The organism is Pseudomonas paracarnis (assembly GCF_904063055.1).
Taxonomy (GTDB): domain Bacteria; phylum Pseudomonadota; class Gammaproteobacteria; order Pseudomonadales; family Pseudomonadaceae; genus Aquipseudomonas; species Aquipseudomonas paracarnis.
This window is the reverse complement of sequence record NZ_CAJFCN010000002.1, coordinates 348938-361711: the sequence shown is the minus strand read 5'-3', so window position 1 is coordinate 361711 and position 12774 is coordinate 348938. Positions and strand designations below refer to the sequence as shown.

Below are 12774 nucleotides of genomic sequence, written 5' to 3'. Positions count from 1 at the left end.
GTCGTCAAAAAAGCCCCGCAAATTGCGGGGCTTTTTCGTAAAACAGGGCTAGACGCTCCGAAATCCAGGTGGTACATTCGGCCCCGCAGTGGTTTCTCCACTGCCCCCTGCAAGCCGTCGCCGACGCATTCCTTTTCGATTAGTACGCGATCCTGTCGCCTTCTCTGCGGCGCGGCCTCATTAAGCCAAAAGCTTAATTTCCCCCCTCCATAAATGATTACGTCATTCCTATATGAATCTGACTGAACTCAAGCAAAAGCCGATTACCGACCTGCTCCAACTGGCCGAAGAAATGGGCATAGAAAATATGGCCCGTTCGCGCAAGCAGGACGTGATTTTCTCCCTGCTCAAGAAGCACGCGAAAAGCGGCGAGGAAATCTCCGGTGATGGCGTGCTGGAGATTCTCCAGGACGGCTTCGGCTTCCTCCGCTCTGCAGATGCGTCCTATCTCGCCGGCCCAGATGATATCTACGTCTCGCCGAGCCAGATCCGTCGCTTCAACTTGCGCACCGGTGACACCATCGTTGGCAAGATCCGTCCTCCGAAGGAAGGCGAGCGTTACTTCGCCCTGCTCAAGGTCGACACGATCAACTTCGATCGCCCCGAGAACGCGAAAAACAAGATTCTCTTCGAGAACCTGACGCCGCTGTTCCCGACCGTGCGCATGAAGATGGAAGCCGGTAACGGCTCCACCGAAGACTTGACCGGTCGTGTGATTGACCTCTGCGCTCCAATCGGCAAAGGCCAGCGTGGCCTGATCGTCGCACCGCCGAAAGCCGGTAAAACGATCATGCTGCAGAACATTGCAGCGAACATCGCACGTAACAACCCTGAAGTTCACCTGATCGTACTGTTGATCGATGAGCGTCCGGAAGAAGTGACCGAGATGCAGCGCACCGTGCGCGGCGAAGTGGTTGCCTCGACGTTCGATGAGCCGCCAACCCGCCACGTGCAGGTTGCCGAAATGGTGATCGAGAAGGCCAAGCGCCTGGTCGAACACAAGAAAGACGTGGTGATCCTGCTCGACTCCATCACCCGTCTGGCCCGCGCCTATAACACCGTGATCCCGAGCTCCGGCAAGGTGCTGACCGGTGGTGTCGATGCCCACGCCCTGGAAAAACCAAAGCGTTTCTTCGGCGCTGCGCGCAACATCGAAGAAGGCGGCTCGCTGACCATTATCGCCACCGCGCTGGTTGAAACCGGCTCGAAGATGGACGAAGTGATCTACGAAGAGTTCAAGGGTACCGGCAACATGGAACTGCCTTTGGACCGTCGCATCGCTGAAAAGCGTGTGTTCCCTGCGATCAACATCAACCGCTCCGGCACCCGCCGCGAAGAGCTGCTGACCGCAGACGACGAACTGCAGCGTATGTGGATCCTGCGCAAGCTGCTGCACCCGATGGACGAAGTCGCTGCCATCGAGTTTCTGATCGACAAGCTGAAAACCACCAAGACCAACGACGAGTTCTTCCTGTCGATGAAACGCAAGTAATACAGCGTTTCAGGTCCAAAAAAATGGCGCCCTTAATGGGGGGCCATTTTTTTTGCGTCGAGATTCTGCGATTTTTGTGGCATAAGTATCCGTTAAGTAACAAAAATTGACGCGTGACTTCGCTCATCCCTTTCGTCGCAGACTGACCACATTCTTATGACCACCCTTGCTTACCGCAGAGACATCGATGGCCTGCGTGCCATCGCTGTCCTTGCAGTCGTGTTGTTCCACTTTGGTGTCCCTGGCATTACTGGCGGTTTTGTTGGCGTTGACGTCTTCTTCGTCATCTCAGGTTTCCTGATCACGTCAATTATCTGGCGTGAGCGTCAAGCTGGACGCTTCAGCTTCATCGACTTCTGGGCTCGTAGAGCCCGGCGTATCTTGCCTGCGCTGTTTGTGATGATCGCCGCGACACTGGCAGTGGGTTGGTTTCTGTTGGCGCCCAAGGACTATGAAGAGTTAGGGCGGTCTGCGCACTATCAGGTGACCTTTACGTCGAACCTGTTGTTCTCGCGCCAGCATGGCTACTTTGATGCCTCATCCGACATCAAGCCCTTGCTGCATACCTGGTCGCTCGCAGTAGAAGAGCAGTTCTATATTTTCTTCCCATTGCTGTTGACCTTGCTTTCCAGCCGTTTGAAGCACTGGCGCCTGGCATTGTTCGCGGTGCTGCTGGCGTCGTTTGGCATGAGCGTCTGGGCGGTTCAGCATGAGCCACAGAAAGCTTTCTTCCTGTTGCATCTGCGGGCCTGGGAGCTACTGGCCGGTGCGATGCTGGCGGTGCAGCCCAAGCGTGAGTGGCGCGCGTCGCGGGCCTTGGCGCAAGGGATCAGCCTGGCTTCCCTGGCATTGATCCTCATCGCTGTGCTGGGCTACGACGCGAAAACGCCGTTCCCAGGCGCGACTGCGTTGTTGCCTGTGCTGGGTGTGGTCGGGTTGATCTGGGCCAACGGCCAGCAACAGACTTGGGTCGCTCGCCTGTTGGGCACGCGGATCATGGTGGGTATCGGGCTGATCTCTTATTCCTGGTACCTCTGGCACTGGCCGGTATTCGTGTACGCCAACTACGCCGCGGTGGATGGCTTGAGCGCGCTGGAACTGGGGGGGCTGATGCTGCTTTCGCTGGTGCTGGGCTATCTGTCCTGGCGCTTCGTGGAAACGCCGTTCCGGGAAAAACGTTTGCTGGCTTCGCGTAAGGCGATTCTGGCGTCAGCCATGGTCGGCATTCTGGGGCTGGGCTTCACTGGCCTTGCGATACGCGAAGCTGACGGCGTGCCTTCGCGCTTGTCCGAACAGGCGTTGCGTTTTGCCCAGGCCAAGAAGTGGAGCCCTGACCTGCTGGCGTGCATGGCCGACAAAGATACGCCCGATGAACGCTTGTTCTGCCATTTCGGCCCGAAAGACCAATCGGTTTCGGCGTTGGTATGGGGTGACAGTCACGCTACCGCGCTGATACCGGCACTCAAAGAGGGCGCTGATCGTCACGATATCAGCCTGGTCGAAGCCAGTTTTGCCGGCTGTATTCCCCTCGATGGCCTGGAAAATATTGCCCGCTGCGCGCATTTCAACCGGCGCGTCGAGAAGGCCATGGCCGAGCAGACGTTCAGCGATGTGGTGTTGGCCGCCCGCTGGAGCCTGTATGTGTATGGGCAAATGTCCGGTGACAAGGAGCATGCACTCAAAGATCCTGGCACCGGCCAGTATGTGCGTGCCGTCGCCGAACAACGCTTTGCCCAGGGCCTGCGCGAGCGCATTCGGGACTTGCGCGCTGCCGGCCACAAGGTCTGGTTGGTCAAGGAAGTGCCGCTGCAGGAAATCATTGTGCCTTACCGTCTCAGCCGCCTGGCCATGATGAACCGGCCCGTGGACGGTGAAGGGCTCGCCGTGGCCGAGCATGTGAAGCGCCAGGCCTTTATCACGCAATTGTTTGATGAATTGGCGGCTGCCGACAGCGGTGTCGCGGTGCTGGACCCCGCGCCATTACTGTGCGGCGCCGATGGGGTGTGCCGGGTCGAACTCAATGGCCGCGCGTTGTATACCGACGATAACCATCTTTCGGACGTCGGCGCGCGACACATCGAAGCCTTCCTGGAACCGTTGTTCAGTTCGTTGCAATCACGTGGATTGACGGCCAATTAAGCTGCCAGCCGCCCTCAGAGCAGGTAGGATGTACGCCTATTTTACGGGTGGCATGGTTAATGAAATTCAAGGATCTTCGGGATTTCGTGCAGCAACTTGAGCAGCGCGGAGAGTTGAAACGTATCCAGATGCCGATTTCTCCGGTGCTGGAAATGACTGAGATTTGCGACCGCACCTTGCGCAACAAGGGCCCGGCGCTGTTGTTCGAAAACCCGACCGGCTTTGATATCCCGGTGCTGGGCAACCTGTTCGGTACTCCCGAGCGCGTGGCCTTTGGCATGGGCGCCGAGTCTGTCAGCGAACTGCGCGAGATCGGCAAGCTGCTGGCCTTTCTCAAGGAGCCCGAGCCGCCCAAGGGCTTGAAGGACGCCTGGTCCAAACTGCCGATCTTCCGCAAGATCATCGCCATGGCCCCCAAGGTGGTCAAGGACGCGGTGTGCCAGGAAGTGGTCATTGAAGGCGATGATGTCGACCTGGCCATGCTCCCGGTGCAAACCTGCTGGCCCGGCGACGTCGGCCCGTTGATCACCTGGGGCCTGACTGTCACCAAGGGCCCGAACAAGGATCGCCAGAACCTCGGTATCTACCGTCAGCAAGTCATTGGCCGTAACAAAGTGATCATGCGCTGGCTCAGCCACCGTGGCGGCGCCCTCGACTTTCGTGAGTGGTGCGAGAAGCATCCCGGCAAGCCGTTCCCGGTGTCCGTGGCCCTGGGTGCCGACCCGGCGACCATTCTCGGTGCCGTCACTCCCGTACCTGACAGCCTCTCCGAATACGCCTTCGCCGGCTTGTTGCGCGGTAATCGCACGGAGCTGGTGAAGTGCCGCGGTAACGACCTGCAAGTGCCGGCTACCGCCGAAATCATCCTTGAAGGCGTGATTCACCCTGGTGAAATGGCCGATGAAGGCCCGTACGGCGACCACACCGGTTACTACAACGAAGTCGACAGCTTCCCGGTGTTCACCGTCGAGCGCATCACCCATCGGGTCAAGCCGATCTACCACAGTACCTACACAGGCCGTCCGCCCGATGAGCCGGCCATCCTCGGTGTGGCGCTCAACGAAGTGTTCGTGCCGATCCTGCAAAAGCAATTCCCGGAGATCACCGACTTCTACCTGCCGCCCGAGGGCTGTTCGTATCGCATGGCCATCGTCACCATGAAGAAGTCGTATCCGGGGCATGCCAAGCGGGTAATGCTCGGTGTGTGGTCGTTTTTGCGACAGTTCATGTACACCAAGTTCGTTATCGTCACCGACGACGACATCAATGCCCGGGACTGGAACGACGTGATCTGGGCCATCACCACGCGCATGGATCCCAAGCGCGACACGGTGATGATCGACAACACGCCTATCGACTACCTCGACTTCGCGTCGCCGGTATCGGGCCTTGGCTCAAAGATGGGCCTGGATGCCACGCACAAATGGCCGGGCGAAACCACGCGTGAGTGGGGCCGGGTGATCGTCAAGGATGAAGCCGTCACGGCGCGGGTCGATGCGATCTGGAAAGAATTGGGAATAGATTGATGCGTGTAACCCTGCAACCTTCCGGTGCTGTGCTGGAACTGGCCCCTGGCGAGCGAATCCTCGAGGGCGCCCGTCGCCTGGGCTATGAGTGCCCTCAGGCCTGTCGCAATGGCGTGTGCCATGTCTGCGCGGCGTTGCTGGTGGAGGGCCGGGTACGCCAAGCCGGGGAAGTGCGCGATCATGGTGAGTTCTACACCTGCATCGCCGAGCCCCTGGAAGACTGCATTGTGTTGTGGGATGGCGTACTGGCGCCAGGAGAGTTGCCGTTGCGCAAATTGTCATGCCAATTGATCGAGTGCGTGGAAGTCGGCGGCGATGTCTGGCGTGTGCGCCTGCGCGCCCCGGCCGGTAAGGCGGTGCGTTACCACGCCGGGCAATACTTGATGCTCGAACGGGAGAACGGCGAAAAGTCGGCGTTTTCTCTGGCTTCTGCGCCCCATGCCGGGCGTGAGTTGGAGCTGCATGTGCTGGTGCGCGAAGACAGTGCGCGCAACCTGATCGAACAATTGCAGCGCAACCAGATGGCTCGTGTGGAACTGCCGTTCGGTGACACCCACCTGGCCGAGTTGCCGGACGGGCCGCTGGTGCTGATGGCCGCCGGTACCGGTATGGCGCAGATGCACAGCCTGATCGAGCACTGCCGCGCTTCGGGCTTCAAGCACCCGGTGCACCTGTATTGGGGCGTACGGCGCCCGGAAGATTTCTACCAGATCGAGCACTGGGATCAGTGGCTGCAATTGCCCAATCTGTTCCTGCACAAAGTGGTCAGCGACCTGTGTGGCTGGGAAGGGCGCTGCGGTTTGCTGCATGAGGTGGTGTGCGAAGACATTGCCGACCTCAATAGCGTGCACGTCTACGCCAGCGGTTCGCCGGCGATGATCTACGGCACCTTGGACGCACTGGTCAACGCCGGCATGGATGCGCACCGGATGCGCGCCGATGTCTTCGCCTATGCCCCACGGCCCTAAGACCTTGCGCTGCAAAATGTGGGAGCTGGCTTGCCTGCGATAGCGGTGGGTCAGCGCCTCATTTGCCGCCTGGCACACCGCTATCGCAGGCAAGCCAGCTCCCACCCAGGACCGTGCTGTGTCAGAAGCGCACGCCAGTCGTCACCATTGCTGCGTTGAACCCGAGCAGCACCAGCTCCGCCGCCACCGGCCCGTAATGCGTTCCCACCGATGGAATGATCACTGGCGCTACGCCAAAACGATTCAATGGGATCTTGTCGCGATACTCGCCGCGATAGCCCTGGATCAGCCCGCCGGTCAACTTCGCATACACCGGATAGTCGGCCATGTCATAGCGCTTGCCCGCATAGGCGTAGTACGAGCGTTGGCGGAACGAGTTGCGAAAGGTCACCCCGCCATACACCAGGCCCGACGCCTCATTGCGCTCCAGGCCGATCAAGTCCTGTTTGTTGTTGTGTTGCGGGTCGGGTGCAAAGTGCCGGGTGTAGATGCTGGTCTGGGCGTACCAGAAGCCTTTGTCGTCAGTGACCGTTGGCGTTTCGCTAGCCAGTGCTGTGGTGGCCTGGGCAAGCAATAGCAGGCCAGGCAATCGGAATTTTTTCATGGGCGACCTCGGTAGTCGATTTGATGAGCGGCTAAGTGGGTCGTTATAGGCGCGTCAGTTTGACGGCTTGGCACCCGCCCAGGCTGAACCGGGGCTGAAAGTACCGGGATTAGCCGCGTGGATCCTGACGAATGGGCGAGTGTGCTTATGCTTTCGCTTATTCTTTTAAGGTATTTATTCTGGTTGATGAATATCTTTAAGCTATATCGCAACGGACTACCGACTTCACCGACCATAACCAGATACTGACCGCCACCGCCCGCCAGCCGGATCGATCGTACGAACTTCGCGCATTGCAGTTCTATTTTTGATTCAAAGGGGAGCGGTATGGGCAGCGACAGGAAACACGCGCTATACACGGCGATTTTGTCGGCAAATTTGCTGACCGTTGTGGGATTCAATCCAGTTCTGGCAGACGAAACTTCTGCGGTTGATGCACCTAAACTCGACACCGTGATCGTCACCGGCACCCGCGCCCAAGAGCGCACCGCCAGTGCATCGCTGTCGCCAATCGACGTAATCTCCGGTGAAACCCTGCGCAGCACCGGCTCCGATGAGCTGGGTGCCGTATTAGCGCGCCTGATTCCGTCGATCAACTTCCCCCGACCAAGCCTGGTGGACGGCGCCGAACTCGTGCGTCCGGCGCAGTTGCGCGGCTTGTCGCCGGACCAGGTATTGGTACTGGTCAACGGCAAGCGTCGCCATACCAGTGCCTTTGTCAATCTGGGCGGTGCGGTTGGGCGCGGTTCGGCTCCGGCAGACTTGAATGCCATCCCGCTGTCGGCGGTGGACCATATCGAGGTGCTGCGCGACGGCGCTTCTGCCCGTTACGGCTCCGATGCGATCGCCGGGGTGATCAACGTGATCCTCAAGCACGCCGACCATGGCGGCTCGGTTTCCAGCAAGTTTGGCGAGTACAAAAAGGGTGACGGCATCCAGCGTAATGTCAGCGGTAATACGGGCCTGGCATTGGGCGGCAATGGCTTTATCAACCTGTCTGCCGAAGGCGCCGACAACGATTACACCAACCGCGCCGGCAACGACTACCGCCCCGGCAGCATCGGCTCTACTACTTACGGCCAGCGTGTGTTCCGCCAAGGTGAGCCGGCCACCAATGAAGGCAAATTCCAGTTCAACTCGGAGTATGCCTTCAACGATGCCGCCGAGTTCTACACCTTCGGTGGCTACAGCAAGCGGCGCGGTGAAACGGCAGCCTTCTACCGGGCAAGCAACGCGTCCAACAACATCAAGGCGCTCAACCCCAACGGCTACCTGCCACTGATCAAAGGCAACCTGGAAGACACCTCGCTGGTAGTGGGCTTGCGCGGCCTGCTGGCCTACGACTGGCATTACGACTTGTCGGCCAACTACGGCAAGAACCAGTACGAATTGGGGACTGAAACCATCAACACCTCACTGGGCCTCGCGACGCCGCGTAAATTCAATAACGGCACACTGAGCAACGATCAGAAGCAAGTCAGCCTGGACCTGTCCCGTGAATTCGATGTGGGCTTTCTGCCGTATCCGGTCTCTGTGGCGTTCGGCGGTGAGTACCTGCATCAGGGCTATGAAATCGAGGCGGGCGAGCCCGCGTCCTATTACCAGACCGGCAGCTCCGGCCTGGGTGGTTTCCGCGATGCCGATGCCGGTACCAGCACGCGGCATAACTGGGCGCAGTATCTGGACCTGGAAACCAACTTCACCGAAAAGCTCAGCGCCTCGGCTGCCGTGCGCCATGAGGATTACAGTGACTTTGGTTCCAACGTCAGCGGCTCGCTGTCGGCCCGCTACGACTTCACCCCCCAGGTGGCCGTGCGCGGCAGCATCTCCAACGGTTTCCGTGCGCCGTCCCTTGCCCAGCAGAATTTTGCCTACACCTCATCGCAGTTGATCGGTAGCACCATCCAGGAAGCCGGCACCTTCCCGGCCAACAGTCAGGTCGCGCGCCTGCTGGGTGCCGAGGACCTCAAGGCCGAAAAGTCGCGCAACTACAGCCTCGGCCTGGTGCTCGAGCCGGCCGATGACCTGACCGTCACGCTCGATGTGTACCGCATCGACATCCGCGACCGCATCAGTCTGTCGTCCAACCTCAATCTCAACCCGGCCACGGTGGCCTACCTGCAAGCCAATGGCGTCGGCAATATCAACTACACCACGGCCCGTTACTTTACCAACGCCACGGACACCAGCACCGATGGCGTCGATCTGGTAGCCAACTATCGCTACCAGCTCGATAACGGCATTCGCTGGAACAGTACCGTGGGCTACAACTACAACCACACCAAAGTCACCGACGTGAAAGCCAACCCCGCGATTCTCGACAGCCTGGGGGCCAACCTGGTGCGGGTGGACCGCCGCGAGCGTATCGGTTTGCTGGGCGATACCACGCCCCAGCACAAGCTGAGCCTGGGCAATGACTTCACCTTCGGTAATTGGGCGCTGCACACTAACCTGGTGCGCTATGGTGAGTTCACCAGTTATCAGACGGACAAGGTCAACGATCAGACCTTCAAGGCCGCCTGGGTGCTGGACCTGTCAGCGGATTACAAGTTGAAGAACTGGACCTTCACCCTGGGTGGCGACAACGTCACCGATAAGTACCCGGAGAAGGTTAACGCCTTCGCCAGCAGCGGCGGCAACCTCGCCTACAGCACTTTTTCGCCGTACGGTTACAGCGGCGCGTTCTATTACGGTAAAGTCGCTTACAACTGGTAACACACAGGAGGCGCACCGCTTTTCGCCATGACCGCCATTGAAACCGATCTTCTGCAATTGGCTTACCCTCCGCGGCTCGATCTGGGGCCGCAACTCACTCACGAACAATTGATGAGCTCGATGCAAGCCACCATGGCTCGGCACAAGGGTGGGCCGGTGTGGCTGTTTGCGTATGGTTCGCTGATCTGGCGCCCTGAATGCTCGTCGACCGAGCGGGTGCGTGCACGGGTTCACGGTTATCACCGTGGCTTGTATTTGTGGTCACACGAGCATCGCGGTACGCCGGAGCTGCCGGGGCTGGTGTTTGGGTTGGATCGCGGTGGTTCCTGCAGCGGGTTTGCCTACCGCTTGCCGGAGGACCAGTTGGAGGCCTCGCTTTACGCCCTGTGGCAGCGTGAGATGCCTTACCCCTCGTACCGGCCGCACTGGCTCAGTTGCCGATTGGAAGATGGCAGCACCGTCCAGGCGTTGGGGTTTGTGTTGGAGCGGCATTTGCCCAGCTATGCCGGCAACTTGCCCGATATCGTGCTTAATCATGTACTGCAAAGCGCTTGCGGGCGTTACGGTACGACTCGCGATTATGTCGAGCAGACCGTGAACGCCCTGCGTAGCCACGCCATGCCAGATAAAAACCTGGAGGCGCGGCTCAAGCGTTGTGCCAAGGATTGCCTGGGCGGTTAACGCGCCGAGCTGACACTGTTGGTGTGCCACAGCGTAGGGATCAGGAACGCGATCGCCAGTACGCAGGCGCTGATCAGCAGTACAAAGCCGCCGTCCCAGCCGAAATGGTCAACCGTATAGCCCATGGCGGCACTTGCCGCTACCGAACCGCCCAGGTAACCGAACAAGCCGGTGAAGCCCGCTGCGGTACCGGCGGCCTTCTTCGGAGCCAGTTCCAGTGCCTGCAGGCCGATCAGCATCACCGGGCCGTAGATCAGGAAGCCGATGGAGAACAGCGCAATCATGTCGATCATCGGGTTGCCCGGCGGGTTGAGCCAGTAAACCAGGGTTGCCACTGTCACCAGGGCCATGAACACGATGCCGGTCAGGCCGCGGTTGCCACGGAAGATCTTGTCCGACATCCAGCCGCATAGCAGCGTACCCGGGATACCTGCCCACTCGTAGAAGAAGTACGCCCAGGACGACTTATCGACCGTGAAGTGCTTGGCTTCTTTCAAGTAGGTCGGCGCCCAGTCCAGTACGCCGTAACGCAACAGATAGACGAACACGTTGGCGAAGGCGATGTACCAGAGCATTTTGTTGCGCAGCACGTACTTGACGAAGATTTCCTTGGCGCTGAATTCGTCTTCGTGGCTGGCGTCGTAACCTTCCGGATAGTCGTTCTTGTACTGCTCGATAGGCGGCAGGCCCACCGATTGCGGGGTGTCGCGCATGGTGATGAAGGCAAACGCCGCCACCGCCAGGGCCACGGTGGCCGGCACGTAGAACGCCGCATGCCAGTCGTTGAACCACGCCATGCCGAGCAGGAACAGCGGGCCGATCAAGCCACCCCCGACGTTATGCGCCACGTTCCACACGGACACCACGCCGCCGCGTTCTTTCTGCGACCACCAGTGCACCATGGTCCGCCCACTTGGCGGCCAGCCCATGCCCTGGGCCCAGCCGTTGATGAACAGCAAAATGAACATCATGGTCACGCTGGAGGTTGCCCAAGGCGCGAAACCGAAAATGAACATCACCCCCGCCGAAACCAGCAGGCCGAAGGGCAGGAAGTAACGTGGGTTGGAGCGGTCGGACACCAGGCCCATCAGGAACTTGGACAAGCCGTAGGCAATCGCGATCGCCGACATCGCCAGGCCCAGTTCACCGCGGGTGTAACCCTCGTCGATCAGGTAGGGCATGGCCAGGGAGAAGTTTTTACGCAGCAGGTAGTAGCCGGCGTAACCAAAGAAAATACCCGCGAAGATCTGCCAGCGCAGCCGTCGGTAGGTACTGTCTATTTTTTCTTCAGGCAGGGGCGCCTGGTGTGCGGCAGGACGAAAGAAAGCAAACATTCAAGAGCTCCAAATTTCTTGTTTTGACTGCGGATGCGAATGTTACAGTTTCGTTACCGAAAATAGCATCGCCTCTTATCCGCAAACACAGGAAACGAGAGCAATTGCATGTTCTTTTACGAACATGTCGCCTATAGATAAGTGATGGTCGTGGTTAGGTCCTAAGACCGCGAAGTAACTACTGTGGGAGCTGGCTTGCCTGCGATAGCGGTGGGTCAGCTTCATCTGTAGCAGCTGACCCACCGCTATCGCAGGCAAGCCAGCTCCCACATGGATTGCATTTCAGGTGTGTTATCGGGTTTGGACAACTATTTTACCCACCGCCTTGCGCTGTCCCAGATCATTGATCGCCTGGGCGGCCTGTTCCAGCGGATACACCTGCGACACCAACGGCTTGAGCTTGCCCTCGCCATACCAGGTGAACAGCTGCTGGAAATTCGCTGCATTGTCCTGCGGTTGGCGCTGGGCAAACGAACCCCAGAACACCCCGACCACCGCTGCGCCCTTGAGCAACGCCAGGTTCACCGGCAGTTCAGGAATACGCCCGCTGGCGAAACCCACCACCAACAGGCGCCCATTCCAGGCGATCGAACGAATGGCCTGGTCAAACAGGTCACCCCCCACCGGGTCGTAAATCACGTCAGCGCCATTGCCATCGGTCAGGCGCTTGACCTCATCCTTGAGGCTGGCTTCGCTGTAGTTGATCAGCTCATCGGCGCCGGCCGCCTTGGCCACTGCGAGCTTGTCGGCGCTGCTGGCGGCGGCAATCACCCGGGCGCCCATGGCCTTGCCGATCTCCACGGCGGCCAGGCCCACGCCGCCGGACGCGCCAAGCACCAGCAGGGTCTCGCCAGGTTGCAGGTTGGCGCGTTGTTTCAGCGCATGCATGGAGGTGCCGTAGGTCATGCTGAAGGCGGCGGCGGTGTTGAAATCCATGCTCGGCGGGATCGGCAGCACGTTATAGCCGGGCACCGCGACCTGCTCGGCAAAGCTGCCCCAGCCGGTCAGCGCCATCACACGGTCACCGACTTTCAGATGGCTGACTTTCTCACCCACTTCACTGACCACGCCTGCCGCTTCACCACCGGGTGAGAACGGAAAGGGCGGCTTGAACTGGTATTTGCCTTCGATGATCAGCGTGTCCGGGAAATTCACCCCGGCCGCGTGCACGTCCAACAGGATTTCGTTCTTCTTGATCGCGGGGCTGGCGATCTCTTCCAGCACCAGGGTTTCGGCGGGGCCGAAGGCTTTGCACAGCACAGCTTTCATCGGACTATTCCTTTTGGCGTCGTGGCCGATAAGTGTAGGAGGGTAC

9 protein-coding genes are annotated in these 12774 nt (G+C 59.5%); 6 read left to right on the top strand and 3 right to left on the bottom strand.

The window, feature by feature from the left end:
• The first annotated feature begins 232 nt into the window (after positions 1-232).
• The 4 genes from rho (at position 233) to JMV15_RS06270 (ending at position 6125) form a co-directional block, all read left to right on the top strand.
• Positions 233-1492 (top strand): transcription termination factor Rho, encoded by a 1260-nt coding sequence (gene rho / locus JMV15_RS06285; protein ID WP_003176825.1) that lies wholly within the window; start codon positions 233-235, stop codon positions 1490-1492.
• 156 nt (positions 1493-1648) lie between these two features.
• Positions 1649-3631 carry an acyltransferase family protein gene (locus tag JMV15_RS06280; RefSeq protein WP_038451943.1) on the top strand — a complete coding sequence of 661 codons (1983 nt, stop codon included), beginning with the start codon at positions 1649-1651 and terminating at the stop codon, positions 3629-3631.
• Between the two features lie 59 nt (positions 3632-3690).
• The gene (ubiD, locus tag JMV15_RS06275; protein WP_003195329.1) at positions 3691-5157 is read left to right on the top strand and encodes a 4-hydroxy-3-polyprenylbenzoate decarboxylase; all 1467 of its coding nucleotides are present in this window, start codon (positions 3691-3693) and stop codon (positions 5155-5157) included.
• Positions 5157-6125: a CDP-6-deoxy-delta-3,4-glucoseen reductase gene (locus tag JMV15_RS06270; protein WP_014720419.1), complete on the top strand. Its 969-nt coding sequence runs from the start codon at positions 5157-5159 to the stop codon at positions 6123-6125. Before ubiD ends, JMV15_RS06270 begins: the two co-directional genes overlap by 1 nt.
• A gap of 121 nt (positions 6126-6246) precedes the next feature.
• On the opposite strand, the gene JMV15_RS06265 is transcribed toward JMV15_RS06270, so the two are convergent.
• Positions 6247-6729, bottom strand: coding sequence for a serine/threonine-protein phosphatase 2A activator family protein (locus tag JMV15_RS06265; protein WP_014720418.1), 483 nt, complete (start codon positions 6727-6729; stop codon positions 6247-6249).
• Between the two features lie 327 nt (positions 6730-7056).
• On the opposite strand from JMV15_RS06265, the gene JMV15_RS06260 reads away from it, so the two are divergent.
• Both JMV15_RS06260 and JMV15_RS06255 read left to right on the top strand, forming a co-directional pair.
• The gene (locus JMV15_RS06260; protein WP_038451941.1) at positions 7057-9444 is read left to right on the top strand and encodes a TonB-dependent receptor plug domain-containing protein; all 2388 of its coding nucleotides are present in this window, start codon (positions 7057-7059) and stop codon (positions 9442-9444) included.
• 27 nt (positions 9445-9471) lie between these two features.
• Positions 9472-10125: a gamma-glutamylcyclotransferase gene (locus JMV15_RS06255; protein WP_014720416.1), complete on the top strand. Its 654-nt coding sequence runs from the start codon at positions 9472-9474 to the stop codon at positions 10123-10125.
• Here the strand turns inward: JMV15_RS06255 and glpT are convergent.
• Positions 10122-11459: a glycerol-3-phosphate transporter gene (gene glpT / locus JMV15_RS06250; protein ID WP_014720415.1), complete on the bottom strand. Its 1338-nt coding sequence runs from the start codon at positions 11457-11459 to the stop codon at positions 10122-10124. The genes JMV15_RS06255 and glpT overlap by 4 nt on opposite strands.
• 291 nt (positions 11460-11750) lie before the next feature.
• Complete coding sequence (locus JMV15_RS06245; RefSeq protein WP_019817790.1) at positions 11751-12728, bottom strand: NADPH:quinone oxidoreductase family protein; 978 nt, start codon at positions 12726-12728, stop codon at positions 11751-11753.
• Between the last annotated feature and the right edge of the window lie 46 nt (positions 12729-12774).